This window comes from Caballeronia sp. BR00000012568055 (assembly GCF_029439455.1).
Taxonomy (GTDB): Bacteria; Pseudomonadota; Gammaproteobacteria; order Burkholderiales; family Burkholderiaceae; genus Caballeronia.
Genome location: NZ_JAQFVG010000253.1, coordinates 1 through 17,465, shown reverse-complemented (window position 1 = coordinate 17,465; position 17,465 = coordinate 1). Strand labels below are relative to the sequence as shown.

Below are 17,465 nucleotides of genomic sequence, written 5' to 3'. Positions count from 1 at the left end.
CATATCGTACGGATGCCTGATCATATGACCACGCTTATCAAACCTCTTCGCGCGGCGTGCGCGCTCGCCGCCTGCATCATGTTGTCACCGGATGCGTCGCATGCTGCGGTGACGGTCTGCACGTTTCCCGGCAGCCCGTCCGCCGCGCTCGATCGCACCGTCGCGCAGGCGGTGTTTTCGCGGGCGCATATTCCTGCGCGTTTCGCCACGCACGGTATAGGCGATGGCGACGACGACGGTGTGTCGCTGAAGGAACTCGACAAGACGCTCGCAAGCGAATGCGATGTGATCGCAGGCTTCCCGCGCTCCAGCGTCGCCGATGCGTCCGGTGGCAAGATGCAATTCTCACGCGGCTATCTGCGTGCGGGCTACGTCAGCATCGAAGCGCCGGACGCCGATCCGCAAGGCGCGGCGAAACATACGATTGCAGCGGTCTACGCCAGCCCCGCGCAGTTGATCGCCGTGCGCGAAACGAATGTCACGCTCGATCTGGAAAACACATCGGCGCAGACCGTCGAAGCGGTCGCAAGCGGCCGCGCGCAACGCGCGATCGTGTGGTATCCGGCGGTCGTCGCGTATGGCATCGGGCATCCAGCGCGCAAGTTCAATATCGCTGCGGCGCGCTCGCCGTATGCGGACTGGCAACTCACATTCGCCTTCGGGCCGAAGAGCGCGGCATTGCGTGACCGTATCGACACCGCACTTGCCGATATGACGCGCGACGGCCAATTGCAAACGCTGACGCAACGCTGGGCCATGCCACCTGACCTCGAAGCCTCACATCATTCGACGTCCGTAACATCTGGCATCATGCTCGCGGATGCGAACGCCTCACGCATGGGCCGCTTCATCAAGGTATCCGACGATGCAGCCGTCGCGCCGCCGACCTTCGAGCAAGCGCAGACCGTGCGCGGCAAGACGCTCTACTCCGGCGCATGCGCGAAGTGTCACGGCGCGCAGCTTCAGGGCGTGACCGCGCCCGCGTTGCAAGGACCGGCGTTCGCGCCCGCACAGAACGCGCATCTGACTGTTGGCGGCGTCTTCACCTACATGGCGACCAACATGCCGGCCGACCGTCCCGGCAAGCTGAAGGATCAGGATTACGCGGACATCATGGCGTTTCTGCTCTATTCGAACGGCTATAAGGCGACGAGCGGAAAAATGACTGCAGACAGCGCACGGTCTTCAACACTCAAGCTGAACGCAGGCACCGCGCACTGAGCCTAGCGATCGTTCAGCCAGCGCGTGAGAAATTCGGGCACGCGCTGTAACGCATCTTCACGCGCTTGCGGATCGGTTCCTTCAATCGGCACGACGCCTTTCTTCGTGGTAAAGGCCGGGACTTCATGTACACGCATGTTGGGCCAATCGAAATCGTGATAAGCGTCGGGGTACGTATGAAGCGTAACCTGCGTGCCTTGCGCTGGCGTACTCATCAATTCGACGCAAGGCGGCAAAGGCGTCCACACATCTTTCTCGCCGATCAGCACGAGCAGGGGCACGGGACTCGCCCACGGCGAACCTTGCATAGCACGTCGGCAACTCGCGGGATAGAACGCCACGGCGGCGCGAAAATCGGCGTGCTGCATGGGCACCGGACGCGCGGGACTGCTCGCACGTATGGTGTTGAGCAAAGCGCCACCGCCTTGTGACCAGCCAATCACGCCGATCCGATCCGCACGTATCTGCGGCAGGCTCTGCAGATACGCCAGCGCCGCATACGCATCCTGCGAGCGCGCGCGATAGATATCACCATCGAAGGTAGAGGGCGCGCACATCTGACCATGCTGGCGCGGGCCGAGACTATCGACCATCAATACCGCGATGCCGAGCGCGTTGAATCGCTGTGCCCAGTCCGTGCTGCGCGAATCTATTTTGCCGGTATGTCGATTGAACATGCCGCCGCAGCCATGCAGAAATACCATTGCCGGGTGCGTGCCCGGTGTAGCGACATCGAAAAGATAAGCGTCGAGTTGCGTGGCGGGCGGACCATCGAACGAAGGAAAATGCACCACGGTCTGCGCTTGAGAACACGGCATCACCGCTAAGAAAAATGCGCTAACCGCCATTATTTTCTTAGCGAATTTCCAATTGAAAAAGCCTTTCACGTTTATTCCTTTTTCTTTCTTTTGATTGGTTTTCTCTTACGCGACATCCCAAAGTATTTGTTACAAAAGAATCATCAACGCGATGCCTACTTTAGCCGTTTAAACAGCAGAGCGGCATCGCTGTTGCTCTTGAGAAAAGTGGAATCAATAAAAGGAGAAAACGACTTGAAGACATACGAGAACGGGCGACGCGCATATCGAATGATGGCGAGCGTGCTTGCCGCAGCAACGCTGAGTCTGAGCCTTGCCGCATGCGTGGTCGAACCTGCGCAACCAGAAGTCGTCAGAGTAGCACCGCCAGCGCCCCGCGCCGAAGCGCCGCCGCCTCCGCGTCCCGGCTTCGTCTGGGTGAACGGCCATTGGAAGTGGGCGCATGGCGACTATGTCTGGGAACCGGGTCACTGGAAAGAAGTACGCGTGGGTTATCACTGGGTGCCGGGACATTGGGCCGAACGCGGTGGTGGCTGGGCCTGGATCGAAGGTCACTGGGCTTCCTGAGCCTTAAGCTTTTTCAATCTCCAAGACGCCTTCACGGGCGTCTTTTTCTTTCTATATCCCTACAAAAAACCCTATAAACAAGCCTTCATCGAGCTTGGACACTGGTCTGTAACATTCGGAAATTACTGTTCGCCCGCATCGGCCTATTCATGCTTGCCGATGACGGACGCGCATCCGCGTCTGCCGCCCTCACAACGGAGAAACTTCCATGCAGACGCCGGTTCTTCGGCTCCTGATGCTGATCGGCATTCAGGCACTCGCGGTCACGCTCAGCGCTTGTCACGGCGATTCCGATTCGTCCACGCCTACGCCCACCGCCAAGGCAGCGTGCGGAAATGCTGCGGTCGCGGACGCCAACATGCATTGCCCGCCCGGCTTCGTGCAACCCAAGTCCTGAAGCACGACACAACGTCAACGCAAGCCGATCAACCTCGACAAGACGCTCATGGTCACTCAATCCCGCCGCAACTTTCTGAAGCTCTCCGCTGGCCTCGCCGGTGCGTCCGCCACTGCGCTGTTTCCCGATGCGATCCGTCGCGCACTCGCCATCGAACCGAGCACGGTCACGGGTACGATTCAGGATGTTCAGCACATCGTAGTATTTATGCAGGAAAACCGCTCGTTCGATCACTACCTCGGTCATTTGAACGGCGTGCGTGGCTATAACGACCGCTTTCCACTGACGCTGCCGAACGGTCAGCCGGTCTGGTTCCAGCCGCGTCAGGAAGACCCGACCAAGGTGATCGCGCCGTTCCGTTACGACACCACGAACTCGGCGGTGAACGCGCAGTGTATTGGCGGCTTGCCGCATACGTGGGCGACCACGCACGGCGCGATCGACGGTGGACGCGGTGACAAATGGGCCGCGCAAAAGACCAATATGACGATGGGCTATCACACGCGCGCGGACATTCCGTTCCACTACGCGCTCGCCGATGCCTTCACGGTGTGCGATCACTACTTCTGCTCGATTCCCGGCAACACGCACCCGAACCGCATGTATCTGATGACCGGCATGGTCGATCCGCTCGGCACCGGCGGCGGGCCGCTGCTGGACAATATCGACTATATCGACAATCAGTTCGATACCATCAAGCTCAATCCCTTCACGTGGACCACGTATCCCGAGCGTCTGGAAACGGCGGGTGTGTCGTGGCAGGTGTATCAGCAAGGCACTGGTTTCGATAACTACACGGGCAATTACGGCACCAATATGCTCGCGTGCTTTCAGAACTTCGTGAATGCGCCAGCGGGTTCGTCGCTGGCCAATCGCGGCATGAGCACGCGCAATCTCACGCAATTGAAGGCCGATGTGCAGGCCGGCAATCTGCCGCAAGTGTCGTGGCTGCTGCCGCCCGCCGCGTATTCCGAGCATCCCAAGTTCACGCCGCTGTACGGCGCGAACTATATCGCGACCATTCTCGATGCCCTGACATCGAATCCGGACGTGTGGAGCAAAACCGTTCTCTTCATCATGTACGACGAGAACGATGGCTCCTTCGATCATATGGTGCCGCCGCAAGCGCCCACGCTGCCGAACACCGGCGCGAGCACGGTCGATATCACGCTCGAACGTCACACGCTGGTGACGTCCGCGCAGCAAGGCACGTACACCGCCGACAATCTTCCCTACGGCCTCGGACCGCGCGTACCGATGTTCGTGGTCTCACCATGGTCGCGCGGCGGCTATGTCAGCTCGCAAGTGTTCGATCACACGTCGGTGCTGCAATTCATCGAAAAACGCTTCGGCGTACAGGAGCCGAATATCTCGCCATGGCGTCGCGCCGTGTGCGGCGATCTGACGACGGCGCTCGATTTCAGCGCATCGGACCCGAGCTTTCCGAGTTTGCCGAACACATCGACATACATCACGCAGGCGGATCAGCAGTGCGCGCGCACGACCTCGCAGACCGCGCCCGCTGCGAGCGCCGCGCAAACCGTCGAGGCACAGGAAACCGGCACACGTCCCGCGCGCGCGGTGCCGTATGAACTGCACGTCAACGGCCAGTTGCAGTCGGGCGGTTATGTCGTTACGTTCGCAAATACGGGCAAACAAGGCGCGCATTTCTGGGTCTATACGGCCGATCCGACCGCCACGCCGCGTCACTACACGGTCGAAGCAGGCAAGCAGCTTTCCGATACATGGACACTCGATGCCAACGGCAATTACGCGGTCAACGTCTACGGTCCGAACGGCTTCTTCCGCCGCCTGCAAGGTTCGTCAACAGCCGGTGCTGCCGCGCATCCGGAAATCACCACGTGCTATGACGTCGCGAACGGCAACGTGTATGTCGCGGTCGCCAACACGGGAACGTCGACGCTGACGGTCACCGCTGCCGACAATGCTTACGCTCAGGCACCGCAGAACATCAGCGTGACCGCGGGCAAAACGGTGGAGGCGCACTTCGATCTCTCGTGCAGTGCGAATTGGTATGACCTGTCGTTCACAGTGACGGGCAATGGCGCGTGGCTGCGCCGCATTGCCGGGCACGTCGAAACGGGCAAAGCCAGCACGACCGATCCGGCCGCGATTGCGCCAGTCACTAAAGCCATTTGATGTGAGTTCGACGTGAATGAGCGGGACGCGCCCGACGCGTCCCGCGTCACATTCATATCAGTGAACGCGCCTGTTCCAGAAGCGCTGCCGCCGCGAGATATTCCTTGCGCCCCGCCATCTCCAGCGCCGCCGATGCCGTAGCCCGGAACAGATCATCGTTCGATGTTTGCGTGCGGTTCGCTTCATGCACACGCGCTTCTTTCATCATGAAGAAAGCGCGCACGCCCTGCGCATTCATCCGCTCATTTTCCGATACGCCCGCCGCTACCAGTTCCGCCGCCGCGCGGAGTTGCCTGATCGCCGTTTCGTAGTCTTCCTGTTCCATGATCGATTCCGATAACACGCGTAAGCGGTCATCGTAACAAGGAACAGGATTGTTCAACGCATGTCGGCGCCGAGTCTCATCACGAATTGCAGCACGCGCCTTACGGTGAAAATACCGAAAATACCGACTACGCCGACGCCAATCAGCAATAACGCCACGATGTTGTTTTGATCAACATTAAGGCTTAGCGTCAGCGGAGAATAGATTGACGTTGTCATTTTTAGGGCGAGCGATCCCGACGTCCTCAGGCATTTATTAAGGATGCCTTGAGGACGCTTCAGACCGATGAGCGTGTGCTTACTGAGGAATCGAAGCCAAACCCAAGCAGGCGAAGTGTAAGTTAGGCCGAAAGCATGACATGCTGATTAAGCGCGTCAACCCTTCGTCTGCAAGATGGGATGCGATTGCCCCGGAATGGGCCGCCCGCGATTATCGGTCGGCACGAGCTGCGTCTGAAACGCGACGAACAGTGCCTGAAATTTGCCGTCCACTTCCACGATCACCGCGCCGTCCTGAAACACGCCGTTTTCGTTCGAATGATCCTTGACGTGACTGCCCTTCGAAGGCTTCGGGTTGCCCTGATTCATATGCGTTTCATGCAGGCCATCGTGCTTCGGTTCGAACAGAAAGCCGAACGCATATACGGTGACGTCTTTCGTCGGCTTCCAGCCCAGCCGGTTGTCGCTATACGTGGGCGTCGGATAAACATAGTCGATGCCGTCTGCCGACATATCCAGCGTCAGCATCTCGTTGAGCAGCGCGTTGATATCGTTCTTCTCGTCTTTCGTGTCGAGCGGAATGGGCCGCATGGCGGTGAGATCGACGAGTCGCTTGTCGTGCACGTAATCGAGCTTAGGAAAATTCGACGTTGCTACGCCAGGCGCGAGCGTGTCGAGATCGGCGGTCATCGGATGCTGAAAATATTGGTTCCAGACATACAGCACGTTATAGCCCGCCGCGCCCGCGAGCGAGCTATCCGACTTCACATTGGTCACGATGCGAAATTCGTTGCCGCTCGGGTCTTCGCTCGAGATTACATAGTGCGGATCGCCTTTATAGCCGTCGAGAAACGGCACGCCCAGTTTGACCGTGCCCTTGAATGCCACATAAACGTTGTTCGCCATGAGTCGCTCCCGGTGTGAGTGTTTATTGGAAGCTTTTCGTGTGACATGGTTCGGTTTTAAGGCAATGAAGTTACAAGATCACCCCTTCACCAGCCCTCCATCCACCACCAGATTCTGCCCCGTCACCGCGCGCGCCCACGGTGAGAGAAAGAACAGCACCGCATCGGCGAATTCGGCGGGCGTGGTGACGCGGCGCAGCGGCGTGAAGCCCGCGATCATATCGAACACGGCTTCGGGCGTGGCGCTGCTGGCATCGGTCGTACGGAGCAATCCGCCCGACACCATATTCACCGTGATGCCGTCCGGCCCCAGATCGTTCGATGCCGTGCGCGTCAACGCCAGCAAAGCCGCTTTCGCCGCCGTGTAGTCGTGATACGGCACCACCGGGTTCTGGAACAGGTTAGTCCCGACGTTCACAATGCGTCCGAAACCCGCCTCGCGCATCGCGGGCAGCGCGGCTTGAATCGTGTTCAGCGCGCCCTTCAACGCACCGTCGATCTGCTGCTGAAAACGCGTCCATTCGATATCGCCGAGCTTCGGGCGCGCATCGCCATCGAAGCGGAAATCGGCCAACGCGTTATTGACCACTGCGTGAATGGGACGGCCGGTTTTCGCGCGGGCTTCATCGAACAAACGCGCGACGGATGTAGCGTCGGTAATATCGGCCTGCACCGCAATCACGCGCGATCCTAACTGTTCGACCAGCGCATGAGCCTGCGCTTCGCTGCGCCGATAATTGATCACCACATTCGCGCCTTCGCGTGCGAGCGCTTCGGTAATCGCCGCACCAAGCCCGCGCGCGCCGCCGGTGACAAGTACGTTTTGTTCAGACAGCAGCATCGACTTCTCCATGTTGATGTTGATTTAGCCGATGCATTATGAAGGTTCACGCGTTGACGTGGGGTACCGCGTCGAGTGGATTGCCGAACTGCAAGGCCGCAAGCTGTGCATAGAGCCGCGAACTTTGCAGCAACTCCGCGTGCTTGCCCTGCGCGACAATCCGCCCGTGATCCAGCACCACGATCCGATCCGCGCGCTGCACCGTCGCCAGCCGATGCGCAATCACAATCGTCGTGCGATTCTGCGCGGCATTGTCCAGCGCAGTTTGCACGAGCCGTTCGCTGGCGGCATCGAGCGCGCTGGTGGCTTCGTCGAGCAGCAGGATGGGCGGATTGCGCAGAATCGCCCGCGCAATGGCAATACGCTGGCGCTGTCCGCCGGAAAGCCTCACGCCTCGCTCGCCGAGAAACGTGTCATATCCTTCCGGAAGCTGTTCGATAAAGCCCGCAGCAGCGGCCATATCCGCTGCGTGCTGCACTTGCGCGAGCGTCGCCTCCGGCATGCCATAACGGATATTGTCGAGCACGCTGCCGGAGAAGATCACCGAGTCCTGCAATACGACACCGATTGCATTGCGCAGGACGCCGAACGACATCTGCCGTGTCGATACCCCGTTGATCAGAATGCTGCCGGATTGCGGATCGTAGAAGCGCAGCAGCAATTGAAACAGCGTGGTCTTGCCCGCGCCCGAAGGCCCGACAAGCGCGACATGCTCGCCCGGACGCACATCGAACGAGAAGCCGGAAAGCGCCGGTATAGCCGCGCGTGATGGATACGCGAAGCTGACATTATCGAAGCGAATACCATCGCCGGTGGATGGCATGGGCAACGTCACTTCAGGCTCGGTCACAGGCGACTCTGCCGCCAGCAATTGCATCAGCCGATCCGTCGCGCCTGCCGCGCGTTGCAAATCGCCCCACACTTCCGCGAGCGCGCCGACCGCGCCCGCCGTAAATACTGCGTACAGAATGAACTGCGAAAGTTGCCCGGCCGTCATCTGTCCGGCGAGCACGGCTTGCGCGCCGAGCCACAGCACGTAGACGATCGCCGCGAACACAAATACGATCACCACCGCCGTCAGCCCCGCGCGCGCGCGAATGCGCGTGAGCGCGGTTTCAAAGGCCGTTTCCACCGCTGCGCCGAAGCGTTTCGCTTCGTATTGCTCTTGCGTGTACGACTGCACAGTTGGCATGGCGTTGAGCGTCTCGCCGGCCAGCGCGCTCGCATTCGCCACCTTGTCCTGACTCGCGCGCGACAGACGCCGCACGCGCCGCCCGAAGAAGACAATTGGCGCAACCACGATGATCAGGACTGCGATGATGTACGCGGACAGCGCCGCGCTCGTCATCACCAGCATCGCGATACCGCCAATAGTCAGCAAGGCATTGCGCAACCCAAGCGACAAACTCGTACCGACGACGGTTTGAATCAGCGTCGTATCCGTCGTCAGACGCGACAGCACTTCGCCGGTCTGCGTGATTTCAAAGAACTGCGGACTCATCCGCATGATGTGGTCGTAGACCGCGCGCCGCAAGTCGGCGGTCACGCGCTCGCCGAGCCATGAAACCCAGTAGAAACGCAGCGCCGTTGCGCCCGCGAGAATAAGCGAGACGATAAACAGCGCGATGAAATAGCGGTCGATATGCGTACGGTCACCCGTGGCGAAACCGCGATCGATCAGATAGCGGAACGCCATCGGCAAGGCCAGCGTCGCGCCCGCCGATGTCACCAATGCAAGGAACGCGAGCGCCCATCGGCCCGCATAGGGCTTGAGAAAAGGCACCAAAGCGAAAAGCGGACCGACGCGGGACGAAGAAGCAGCCATAAAAATCGAAGAGTCGATAAAGAACCGCTTGATGATATCAACCGTTTATTGCGGCAGCTTTCGCTCCATATGCGTGGCCGCTTCGAGCAGCCGTTCGCCGGCTGCCGTGAGCTTGAGATGACGACCATGCTCCAGCGCGATAAATTGCGAATCGAGCAGCGTATCCAGTTCGGCGCGCGTCATATCGACTTGCTCGGGCAGGCTGCGCACCAGCATCAGCGTGGCGAATTCGTGTGGGCTCAGCATTATGGTGCGCTCCGTTCGCCTGACATCGACGCCGTTCCGCCGCGGATCTTGTCGCGCTCTTCCGGCGTCATGCGTTGCCAGTGTTGCCAGCGTCCGCCACGGCAACCGCCATGACCGCCATAACCACGAAAGCCGCCGAACAGAATACGGCACAGCACGAGCAAACCGATCGCGCGCGGATAATCGATCATATGTGCATCCACGATCAGGCCCGGAATGACCCAGTTCCACAGCCTCATCACGATCAAGCCCGCAACTGCAAACACGACTACCAACAACACGGCCTTCGCCAAAAACTTCCTTCTGAATCGCATGATTCTCTCCTTCCGTTCAATTCTCGAAATCGTCATGAGCCGACTGCAAACGCTCCCGCAGATGCAGCACGGCGTAGCGTTTGCGCGCCAGTAACGTGTTCACGCCAATGCCCGTTTCTGCGGCGATTTCCTTGAAACTGCGACCATCGAGTTCATGCGCGATAAACACATCGCGCTGATTCGCGGGCAGTTCATCGAGCGCGGCCTGGAACGTTTGCAGCAGCGCCGCGCGTGCATACGCAGCTTCCGGACCGGCATCGGGCGACGGCAGCGCAAGATCGAGGCGTTAGTCGTCGTCGGACTCGATGGCATCGAACGAATCCGGCAGCGGCACTTCCTTCTTCTTGCGAAACCGGTCCACGATGCGATTGCGGGCGACCCGAAACAGCCACGCGCCGATCTGCTCGATCGGGTCCGTCAGTCGATACGCTTCGACCAGTTCTTCGAACACGTCCTGAAGAATGTCTTCGGCTTCGTCCTGATCGATCACCCGCCTGCGAATGAAATTGCGCAGACGCGGGCGTTCACGCGCGACGGCATCGGCGATTTCGCGGTCTTGCTGCGGCAAGGTGGTCGGGGCGTGCGGCGGTTCCATACCCGTGTTGACGATTCGGGACGGAGAATATTGTGACCTGCCCGAAGAAATTTTTCGCGGGAGGGCGGCTAACGGCCTGATGCGCGTTCGCCGTGAAGCGTCATCACAATGCTTGCAACGCTCGTCACGAGCTTGCCGTCTTCGCGTTGAATCTCGCATTGATAGTGACTGATGGTTCGGCCGCGATGTGTCGCCCATGCGCGCGCACGCAAGCGCGATTTCCATACGGGGCGCAGAAACGTCGCTTTCAGGTCGATGCTGGTGAAACTCTCGCCCTCGCTCATCAAGGTCGAATGCGCAGTGCCGATGGCGGCATCGGCGAGTTCGCACAACAGGCCGCCATGCAGGGTGCCTTGCTGATTGCCGTGGAGCGTGGCATCGGCATCGAATTCGAGCACGGCGAGCGCCTCGCCTATTTCGACGATACGAAAGCCCAGCAGCGTGGAAATGGCCGTGGGATAGCGCATATGCGTGGTATCGCCATCGGTGAGACGGCCATCGAGTTGACGCTGGAGATAGTCCAGCACGGGTAAGCAACGGCTCATATCGACTCCATGATGGTTTCCATGCAGAGCGTAAGCCCGTACACTAGGACGATCAAATAATTGTCCTAGAGACGCTTCAATACACGTCATGAGCGAATCCCCCGTCAAAATGCTGACCGATGCGCTGGCCGCCGACATCATGAGCGGCAGGCTCGCGCCGGGCACGCCGCTGCCCACGCACCGAAAGCTCGCCGCGCGTTACGGTATGGCGATTGCATCGGCGAGCAAGGCTTATGCGCATCTCCAGTCGATGGGCCTTGTGATCGGCGAACCGGGACGCGGCACTTTCGTGCGCGATCGGCCGCAGCAGCGCGAGTGGGACAACGACGACGAAGCACGGCTCAACGCCCACGTGACCGATCTGTCCTTCAATCATCCGACGTGGGACGGTCAGGCCGATCTGCTGCGCACCATGCTCCGCGATCTCGCCACATCAGGCGATCTCGCCTCGCTCATGCATCAACAGCCGCCGGGAGGACGGCGTCATGAGCGCGAAATCGTGGCGCAATTTCTGGCCAGGCAGCGTGGCGTGCGCGTCGAGGCGGATCGTGTATTTCTCGTGGGCGGCACGCAGCAGGGGCTCGATATCGTCACGCGTGCGCTGCTCGAACCGCATGATTCCGTCGCCGTCGATGCGTTGAGTTACCCCGGCTTCAAGATGATCGCGGACGCGCATCGGCTGACACTACGGCCCGTGCGTTCTCTTTCTCTTTCCGACGGCCCTGATTTCGATGCGCTCGATGCGCTTTGCCGCCGCCATCGCATTCGCGCGATTTATACGATGCCTACGCTGCACAATCCGCTTGGCTGGGTGCTGTCCGCCGAGCAACGCCGTCGCTTAGTGGAGATTGCGCGAACGCACGATTGCCTGCTGATCGAAGATGCGGCCTATGCGTATCTCGCAGGCAAAGCGCCGTCCGCTTTAGTAACGATGGCGCCCGAACGCACGGTCTATGTTTCAAGCCTTTCCAAGAGCCTTGCGAGCGGACTGCGTTTCGGCTTTGTCGTTGTACCGGAGGCGTACGCGGGTCGCTTAAAGGCTGCGATTCGCGCGAGTTACTGGAGCCTGTCCGGTATCGTCACGACAATGGCCATGCGCTGGATGGACGACGGCACGGTCGCACGTCAGGAAACGTTCTTGCGCCGCGATGCGCGTCACAGGCAGGCCATCGCGCGGCGCGTTTTTACAGGCATGGACCTGACCGCGCATCCATCGTCCATGTTTCTGTGGCTCGAGCTGCCGAACGATCTGCGCATGGACCGCATCGCGACTGCGCTGGCTAAACGCGGTATCGCCGTATCGAAAGCGCGAGCGTATGCGACGACAAAGCACGCGCCGCATGCGCTGCGCATCGGTTTGAGTTCGGTGACGGTGGATCGGCTCGAATCGGTGTTGATGGACGTGCGCGCGACCATCGAGCAGTTTCCGATTTAACCATCCGTCGAAATAGTCACGCTCTCCCACGCGCGAATTTCTTCCTCCATCGCCGATAACTTGCCGCGCACAAGCCCAAGCGCGTCGCTTCCTAAAAGCAGATGCGCAGGCGGATTCTTCGCGTCGATCACCGCGAGCATCGCGCGGGCCGCTTTATTCGGATTGCCAAGTTGTTTGCCACTCTTCTCTTCGCGTGCTTGCCGAATGGGATCAAAAACCGCGTCGTAGTCGGGGATCGAGCGAGCGGTTCGCTTCATCGATCGGCCCGCCCAGTCGGTACGGAATGACCCCGGCGCGACGGCCGTCACCGCGATGCCAAAAGAGGCCACTTCTTTGCCGAGCACTTCAGATATGCCTTCGAGCGCAAACTTGCTGCCGCAGTAATAGGCGATACCCGGCATGGTAATAAAGCCGCCCATCGACGTGATATTCAGAATGTGACCGCGCCTGCGTTCACGCATGAAAGGCAGCACGGCCTTCATCAGCGCGACCGCGCCGAATACATTCACATCGAATTGACGGCGCATTTCCGGCAAGGGCGATTCCTCCATGATGCCTTCGTGCCCATAACCCGCGTTATTGATTAGCACATCTACCGGACCTACGTTCGCCTCGATTTCAGCGACCACGCTATCGATCCGATCGAAGTCGGTCACATCGAGCACACGCCCGAACGCCGCATGCGCCGATAGCGATTCGAACTCGTGCAAGGCTTGATCGTTTCGCACAGTGCCGACCACTTTATGCCCTGTGGCAAGCGCTTCGACTGCAAGCGCGCGGCCGAAGCCGCTACTGACGCCGGTAATGAGCAAGGTTTTTCCGGATGCCATTGATGCACTCTCCTGTTGGTGTCTGGAAAGTGCATACTAGTATCAGGCGACAAATAGAATAAGCTCAAATCCACTCTTTATCTTGCACAAAACTATGAAGTCGAAAACCTCGCTTTCGTCGCAAAGTCAGAAGCGCATGATCTCGCTGCTGCGTGCGCTGGCACCGGACGAAGGCTATAACCTGACCGCCCTGCCGAGCGTGCGCATCCTGCGTTCGGATCGGGCCTTGTCGCGTACGCCGGTACTCTACGATCCGGGCATCGTCATTGTTTGTCAGGGCCGCAAACGCGGCTATTTCGGCGATGAACTCTATCTCTACGATGAACAGCATTACCTTGCCGTCTCTGTGCCCGTTCCCTTCACGATGGAAACCGATGCATCGTCCGAGCGTCCTTTGCTTGCGCTCTATCTGCACCTTGATTTCACGCTGGCCGGGGAATTGGCCGCGCAGATCGATCTCGAAGGCATGATGGCCTATTCGGAAACGCCCAAAAGCATGACATCCACGCCGATGGACGACGCCATGCAAAGCTCCGTGCTGCGCTTTGTCGAAGCGTTGAATGAGCCGCTTGAGGCCGCCGTGCTGGGCCCGTCGTTATTGCGCGAACTCTACTTTCGCGTATTAACGGGCGCGCAAGGCAATTCGATGCGCGAAGCGCTCGCCAAGCGCGGCCAGTTCGGCAGAATCGGCAAATCGCTGCGCTTGATTCACGCGGCATACGCGCAGTCGCTCGATGTCACGATGCTCGCCGATGAAGCCGGCATGAGCGTGCCGAGCTTCCACAGCTATTTCAAGGCCATCACGCAAGTTTCGCCGATGCAATATGTGAAATCGACACGACTGCATCAGGCACGTCTGCTGATGCTCCGCGAAAGTCTTACTGCCGAAGCAGCCGGCCATGCTGTCGGCTACACGAGCGCATCGCAATTCACTCGCGAGTTCAAGCGGCTATTCGGTCTGACACCCGCTGCGGAAACGCGGCGTATGCGCGCGAGTTTTGCCATTCCCGCACCTTTCGATGGCGCGACCTACGTATCGTCGCACTAGGATATCGAATCACTTGGATATCCTGAACTTCTCTCCGCGCTGCAACCGTATTGGTCCCTGATCGATTGATGAAGGGTCGAGCGTGACATCCCCTTGCGTAATAACGATGCACCCTTCGCGCGCCAGCGATGCGGCCACGCGTCTCACCGAAGGCATCAACGCGCGCCATGCTGCTTCATCTTCTGCGAGTGTACGTGCCACATCCGACGGGCAAATCGATGAAGATTCGGCGCGCCGGCTCAGCAATTCAAGCAAACAATTTTCGATATCGCGATTTGTTGGCATTAGAAAGCGAGTTATTGAAGCGACAGGCCAAGCAGCCCGAACGTGAACACGCCAATTGCAGCAAGCCCTACTCCGCTTAGCAAGATACATTCCACGATGCCGCGCATCCCACTCGACCATACGAACGCGATGGCGGGGAAATGTCAGGAGAATAGATGCAGCGTTTGCTCAATTCAAGCGTCGCGTGTTGCTAAAATTGGCTTGTTCTTTAGTCAAGGCCACGACTATGCAAGCGCGCTACGCTGCGGCTTTCGCATTTACTACGCTCGCATGTTTAGCGAGCCACGCTGCACGCGCCGATGATGCGAAGACGACCGAAACCATCGTCATGGTCCGTCATGGCGAAAAGCCCGCCGATGGACTTGGACAATTAAATTGCCAAGGGCTTAACCGTTCGCTAGCGCTACCGCGTGTGATCGAAGCGAAGTTCGGCCGTCCCGATGCGATCTTCGCGCCCGACCCCGCCAGGCAAAAAGACGATCGCGGCACGAAGTACGACTATGTGCGCCCGCTTGCCACTATCGAACCAACGGCGATTTATTTCGGCATGCCGGTGGATGCATCGATCGGTTTCAAGGATATCGACAAGCTCGTCGATACCGTGCTCGCATCACGCTATAAGAACGAACTGGTCGTGGTCGCGTGGGAGCATTCGATTGTCGAAGAGGCGGCGCGCCGTATCGTCAAGCAATACGGCGGCGATCCGAAAAGCGTGCCGAAGTGGCAAAGCCCGGACTTCGACAGCATTTATATCGTGCGCGTGACGAAACAAGGATCGAAGACTACGGCGGCATTTTCGATCGAACAACAAGGGCTAAATGGCGAATCCACTGTATGCCCCGGCCACTGATGTAATCAGAGATGCAGTAACGCGAAAATCGATACACCGACGCCCGCCGCGCCCATCAATCCGGCCAGCACAAAGAGCTTACGATTACTCGTAAGCGACGTGATCGCCGCAAGCGATATCGCCACGCTTAGCCATGCAAGCGCTTGCCCGAATAAATGCTGCGGATGTTCCTTAGCCTCCGAACGACGATTCGCTTCATCGACCTGCTTTTCAATCTCATGCGCCTTAGCGGCGATCTGCGTCTTGCGCTCTTCGTATTTGCCGATCTGATCGTGATAGAACGCTTTGCGCTCGGCCGGCGCGAGTTCGGCGGCAAGCTCCATCAAATGCCCTTTGCTTGACTGGGCCTGATAGTAACTCCATTGATCGCTAGCCTTGCTTTGCAGCAGCACGGCATCGTTCTTGAAGATCAGCGCTTGCGTCTGCAATACGCCTTCTTCGTAGTGCAGGAGCCCGGAAAGCGCGGCAAGAATTGCCGTAAAGACTGCGACCCAGCGAGACAGAGAGTCGCCGGAATGAGCGGCGTGTTCGACCATATGGTCGTGCGGAGCATGTTCGTGAGACATGGCGAGCCGAGGCTTGAAGAGAGCAGTCGCACATTATGACGATACTTCCGCCACGCGCAACTGATCAATACACGCCTGCTCGCCCCGGCTGCACATTAAAGCTCGATACACTGCGCTGAATGTCGATCAGCACGCTCGTTACTTCGTGCGTCTGACCGGTCATCACACGCATGGCCTGTTCTTTCGTGATGGCGTCCTTGCGCATCGCGACCCCATGCGTGCCTGCGTTGTATTGCATGAAGTACCGGTCCCGAAGCTTCGTCACGACCAGACCAAATCCCTCAAACACCACCGCTTCCATTTTGCCTTATCCGGAAATCGTTTATGCACGAAGCATGCAGGTTCCGGTAAGTAATCTCTGTGCGCAGACATACAAGGCCTAACGCTTGAGAAATGCTTAAGCTCAAGCAAACGTTTTTTTGCTAAAGACGCTTAGCCTCACGCTGTCCAAGCCGCGCCCTGCGGATACCAATATCGATCCAATGAATCCGCCTTTATTTCGATGCTATAGCCCGCTGCGTGCGGCACCGCATATCGTCCATTCTTGATGACGACGGGATCGACGAAGTGTTCATGAAGATGATCCACATATTCCAGCACGCGATTCTCTAGCGACCCCGATACGCAGATGTAATCGAACAGCGAGATATGCTGCACGTACTCGCACAGCCCTACACCGCCCGCATGCGGACACACCGGCACGCCGAACTTAGCCGCCATCAGCAACACGATAATGACTTCATTCAGGCCACCGAGCCGGCAACTATCGATCTGACAAAAGTCGATTGCTTCGGCTTGAAGCAATTGCTTGAACATCACGCGATTCTGACAATGCTCGCCGGTCGCAACGCCGATCGATCCCAGACGCTTGCGAATGGCCGCGTGACCGAGCACGTCATCCGGACTCGTCGGTTCTTCGATCCACCACGGATCGAACTCCGCGAGACGACGCATGTTGGCTACCGCCTGATCGACATCCCAAACCTGATTGGCGTCCATCATCAACTTGGCGTTTTCGCCGATTTCTTCGCGCAAGATTCGCGCGCGTCGCACGTCTTCTTCGAGATTGCCACCTACTTTCTGCTTGAAGTGCGTCCAGCCTTGCGCCACGCCTTCACGTGCAAGACGGCGAATCTTGTCGTCGTCGTAGCCGAGCCAACCAGCCGATGTGGTGTACGCGGGATAGCCTCGCTCAAGCATTTCCTTCTCGCGCTCACCGCGCGTCTTGGCGTGCCGATTCAAAATCGCGATGGCCTCATATGGCGTGATGGCATCGGTCACATAGCGAAAGTCGAGACAGCGCACTAACTCTTCCGGCGTCATATCGACAAGCAATTTCCAAACGGGCTTGCCGACCGACTTCGCCCACAAATCCCACACTGCATTCACTACGGCTGCTGTTGCCAGATGAATCGCACCTTTGTCCGGGCCGATCCAGCGTAACTGGCTGTCGGATGTAATCTCGCGCCAAAAC

Annotated in this window: 20 protein-coding genes and 1 pseudogene; 7 read left to right on the top strand and 14 right to left on the bottom strand. The window is 58.9% G+C overall.

Annotated features, from left to right (window positions below; genetic code table 11):
* Window positions 1-24: 24 nt before the first annotated feature.
* Window positions 25-1,221, top strand: coding sequence for a c-type cytochrome (locus P7F28_RS15095; protein WP_277185331.1), 1,197 nt, complete (start codon window positions 25-27; stop codon window positions 1,219-1,221).
* A gap of 2 nt (window positions 1,222-1,223) precedes the next feature.
* On the opposite strand, the gene P7F28_RS15090 is transcribed toward P7F28_RS15095, so the two are convergent.
* The gene (locus tag P7F28_RS15090; RefSeq protein WP_277185330.1) at window positions 1,224-2,039 is read right to left on the bottom strand and encodes a dienelactone hydrolase family protein; all 816 of its coding nucleotides are present in this window, start codon (window positions 2,037-2,039) and stop codon (window positions 1,224-1,226) included.
* Between the two features lie 270 nt (window positions 2,040-2,309).
* Here P7F28_RS15090 and P7F28_RS15085 point away from each other — a divergent pair, with 270 nt between their 5' ends.
* The 3 genes from P7F28_RS15085 to P7F28_RS15075 all read left to right on the top strand — a co-directional run bounded on the left by P7F28_RS15085 (window position 2,310) and on the right by P7F28_RS15075 (window position 5,163).
* On the top strand, window positions 2,310-2,606 hold the full coding sequence (locus tag P7F28_RS15085) for a YXWGXW repeat-containing protein (RefSeq protein WP_277185350.1): 297 nt from the start codon (window positions 2,310-2,312) through the stop codon (window positions 2,604-2,606).
* Between the two features lie 208 nt (window positions 2,607-2,814).
* Window positions 2,815-3,003 (top strand): hypothetical protein, encoded by a 189-nt coding sequence (locus tag P7F28_RS15080; RefSeq protein ID WP_277185329.1) that lies wholly within the window; start codon window positions 2,815-2,817, stop codon window positions 3,001-3,003.
* A gap of 48 nt (window positions 3,004-3,051) precedes the next feature.
* Entirely contained in the window at window positions 3,052-5,163 is a 2,112-nt protein-coding gene (locus P7F28_RS15075; protein ID WP_277185328.1) for a phosphocholine-specific phospholipase C, read from the top strand.
* 52 nt (window positions 5,164-5,215) lie between these two features.
* Here the strand turns inward: P7F28_RS15075 and P7F28_RS15070 are convergent, their stop codons facing one another.
* From P7F28_RS15070 to P7F28_RS15035, 8 genes and pseudogenes are all read right to left on the bottom strand, one after another.
* A complete protein-coding gene (locus P7F28_RS15070; RefSeq protein WP_277185327.1) occupies window positions 5,216-5,488 on the bottom strand; it encodes a hypothetical protein in 273 nt (90 codons plus the stop codon).
* 374 nt (window positions 5,489-5,862) lie between these two features.
* Window positions 5,863-6,612 (bottom strand): DUF2278 family protein, encoded by a 750-nt coding sequence (locus P7F28_RS15065; RefSeq protein WP_277185326.1) that lies wholly within the window; start codon window positions 6,610-6,612, stop codon window positions 5,863-5,865.
* Between the two features lie 78 nt (window positions 6,613-6,690).
* Entirely contained in the window at window positions 6,691-7,452 is a 762-nt protein-coding gene (locus P7F28_RS15060; protein WP_277185325.1) for a 3-oxoacyl-ACP reductase, read from the bottom strand.
* Between the two features lie 46 nt (window positions 7,453-7,498).
* The gene (locus tag P7F28_RS15055) at window positions 7,499-9,277 is read right to left on the bottom strand and encodes an ABC transporter transmembrane domain-containing protein (RefSeq protein WP_277185324.1); all 1,779 of its coding nucleotides are present in this window, start codon (window positions 9,275-9,277) and stop codon (window positions 7,499-7,501) included.
* A 45-nt stretch (window positions 9,278-9,322) separates the two neighbouring features.
* On the bottom strand, window positions 9,323-9,523 hold the full coding sequence (locus P7F28_RS15050; RefSeq protein WP_277185323.1) for a hypothetical protein: 201 nt from the start codon (window positions 9,521-9,523) through the stop codon (window positions 9,323-9,325).
* Window positions 9,523-9,837, bottom strand: a complete 315-nt coding sequence (locus P7F28_RS15045; RefSeq protein WP_277185322.1) for a hypothetical protein — start codon at window positions 9,835-9,837, stop codon at window positions 9,523-9,525. The genes P7F28_RS15050 and P7F28_RS15045 overlap by 1 nt, the downstream gene beginning before the upstream one ends.
* 16 nt (window positions 9,838-9,853) lie before the next feature.
* Window positions 9,854-10,432: pseudogene (locus P7F28_RS15040) on the bottom strand (RNA polymerase sigma factor).
* A 68-nt stretch (window positions 10,433-10,500) separates the two neighbouring features.
* Entirely contained in the window at window positions 10,501-10,977 is a 477-nt protein-coding gene (locus P7F28_RS15035) for a PaaI family thioesterase (RefSeq protein ID WP_277185321.1), read from the bottom strand.
* Window positions 10,978-11,065: 88 nt separating this feature from the next.
* On the opposite strand from P7F28_RS15035, the gene P7F28_RS15030 reads away from it, so the two are divergent.
* Entirely contained in the window at window positions 11,066-12,412 is a 1,347-nt protein-coding gene (locus P7F28_RS15030) for a PLP-dependent aminotransferase family protein (RefSeq protein WP_277185320.1), read from the top strand.
* Here the strand turns inward: P7F28_RS15030 and P7F28_RS15025 are convergent.
* Window positions 12,409-13,242: an oxidoreductase gene (locus P7F28_RS15025; RefSeq protein ID WP_277185319.1), complete on the bottom strand. Its 834-nt coding sequence runs from the start codon at window positions 13,240-13,242 to the stop codon at window positions 12,409-12,411. The two genes, P7F28_RS15030 and P7F28_RS15025, sit on opposite strands and share 4 nt — an antisense overlap.
* Before the next feature lie 94 nt (window positions 13,243-13,336).
* Between P7F28_RS15025 and P7F28_RS15020 the strand changes: the two genes are divergently transcribed.
* Window positions 13,337-14,290 carry an AraC family transcriptional regulator gene (locus tag P7F28_RS15020; protein WP_277185318.1) on the top strand — a complete coding sequence of 318 codons (954 nt, stop codon included), beginning with the start codon at window positions 13,337-13,339 and terminating at the stop codon, window positions 14,288-14,290.
* Between the two features lie 9 nt (window positions 14,291-14,299).
* On the opposite strand, the gene P7F28_RS33860 is transcribed toward P7F28_RS15020, so the two are convergent.
* The gene (locus P7F28_RS33860; RefSeq protein WP_368860337.1) at window positions 14,300-14,575 is read right to left on the bottom strand and encodes a DUF3253 domain-containing protein; all 276 of its coding nucleotides are present in this window, start codon (window positions 14,573-14,575) and stop codon (window positions 14,300-14,302) included.
* Window positions 14,576-14,801: 226 nt separating this feature from the next.
* On the opposite strand from P7F28_RS33860, the gene P7F28_RS15015 reads away from it, so the two are divergent.
* On the top strand, window positions 14,802-15,425 hold the full coding sequence (locus P7F28_RS15015; RefSeq protein ID WP_277185317.1) for a histidine phosphatase family protein: 624 nt from the start codon (window positions 14,802-14,804) through the stop codon (window positions 15,423-15,425).
* A gap of 5 nt (window positions 15,426-15,430) precedes the next feature.
* Here P7F28_RS15015 and P7F28_RS15010 read toward each other — a convergent pair whose 3' ends face one another.
* The 3 genes from P7F28_RS15010 to P7F28_RS15000 form a co-directional block, all read right to left on the bottom strand.
* The gene (locus tag P7F28_RS15010) at window positions 15,431-15,991 is read right to left on the bottom strand and encodes a DUF4337 domain-containing protein (protein WP_277185316.1); all 561 of its coding nucleotides are present in this window, start codon (window positions 15,989-15,991) and stop codon (window positions 15,431-15,433) included.
* A 64-nt stretch (window positions 15,992-16,055) separates the two neighbouring features.
* The gene (locus P7F28_RS15005; protein WP_277185315.1) at window positions 16,056-16,229 is read right to left on the bottom strand and encodes a hypothetical protein; all 174 of its coding nucleotides are present in this window, start codon (window positions 16,227-16,229) and stop codon (window positions 16,056-16,058) included.
* A 200-nt stretch (window positions 16,230-16,429) separates the two neighbouring features.
* Window positions 16,430-17,465, bottom strand: a 1,036-nt coding sequence (locus P7F28_RS15000; protein WP_277185314.1) for an enolase C-terminal domain-like protein, incomplete at its 5' end; no start/stop codon positions are given.

What these genes read in the sequence shown, in the direction of transcription:
- P7F28_RS15090 (WP_277185330.1), bottom strand. Translation starts at nt 2,039, where the DNA reads ATGCCGTGTTCTCAAGCGCAGACCGTGGTGCATTTTCCTTCGTTCGAT.
- P7F28_RS15030 (WP_277185320.1), top strand. Translation starts at nt 11,066, where the DNA reads ATGAGCGAATCCCCCGTCAAAATGCTGACCGATGCGCTGGCCGCCGAC.
- P7F28_RS15095 (WP_277185331.1), top strand. Translation starts at nt 25, where the DNA reads ATGACCACGCTTATCAAACCTCTTCGCGCGGCGTGCGCGCTCGCCGCC.
- P7F28_RS15010 (WP_277185316.1), bottom strand. Translation starts at nt 15,991, where the DNA reads ATGTCTCACGAACATGCTCCGCACGACCATATGGTCGAACACGCCGCT.
- P7F28_RS15045 (WP_277185322.1), bottom strand. Translation starts at nt 9,837, where the DNA reads ATGCGATTCAGAAGGAAGTTTTTGGCGAAGGCCGTGTTGTTGGTAGTC.
- P7F28_RS15020 (WP_277185318.1), top strand. Translation starts at nt 13,337, where the DNA reads ATGAAGTCGAAAACCTCGCTTTCGTCGCAAAGTCAGAAGCGCATGATC.
- P7F28_RS15065 (WP_277185326.1), bottom strand. Translation starts at nt 6,612, where the DNA reads ATGGCGAACAACGTTTATGTGGCATTCAAGGGCACGGTCAAACTGGGC.
- P7F28_RS15075 (WP_277185328.1), top strand. Translation starts at nt 3,052, where the DNA reads ATGGTCACTCAATCCCGCCGCAACTTTCTGAAGCTCTCCGCTGGCCTC.
- P7F28_RS15085 (WP_277185350.1), top strand. Translation starts at nt 2,310, where the DNA reads ATGATGGCGAGCGTGCTTGCCGCAGCAACGCTGAGTCTGAGCCTTGCC.
- P7F28_RS15005 (WP_277185315.1), bottom strand. Translation starts at nt 16,229, where the DNA reads ATGCAATACAACGCAGGCACGCATGGGGTCGCGATGCGCAAGGACGCC.
- P7F28_RS15060 (WP_277185325.1), bottom strand. Translation starts at nt 7,452, where the DNA reads ATGCTGCTGTCTGAACAAAACGTACTTGTCACCGGCGGCGCGCGCGGG.
- P7F28_RS15035 (WP_277185321.1), bottom strand. Translation starts at nt 10,977, where the DNA reads ATGAGCCGTTGCTTACCCGTGCTGGACTATCTCCAGCGTCAACTCGAT.
- P7F28_RS15070 (WP_277185327.1), bottom strand. Translation starts at nt 5,488, where the DNA reads ATGGAACAGGAAGACTACGAAACGGCGATCAGGCAACTCCGCGCGGCG.
- P7F28_RS15025 (WP_277185319.1), bottom strand. Translation starts at nt 13,242, where the DNA reads ATGGCATCCGGAAAAACCTTGCTCATTACCGGCGTCAGTAGCGGCTTC.
- P7F28_RS15055 (WP_277185324.1), bottom strand. Translation starts at nt 9,277, where the DNA reads ATGGCTGCTTCTTCGTCCCGCGTCGGTCCGCTTTTCGCTTTGGTGCCT.
- P7F28_RS15050 (WP_277185323.1), bottom strand. Translation starts at nt 9,523, where the DNA reads ATGCTGAGCCCACACGAATTCGCCACGCTGATGCTGGTGCGCAGCCTG.
- P7F28_RS15080 (WP_277185329.1), top strand. Translation starts at nt 2,815, where the DNA reads ATGCAGACGCCGGTTCTTCGGCTCCTGATGCTGATCGGCATTCAGGCA.
- P7F28_RS33860 (WP_368860337.1), bottom strand. Translation starts at nt 14,575, where the DNA reads ATGCCAACAAATCGCGATATCGAAAATTGTTTGCTTGAATTGCTGAGC.
- P7F28_RS15015 (WP_277185317.1), top strand. Translation starts at nt 14,802, where the DNA reads ATGCAAGCGCGCTACGCTGCGGCTTTCGCATTTACTACGCTCGCATGT.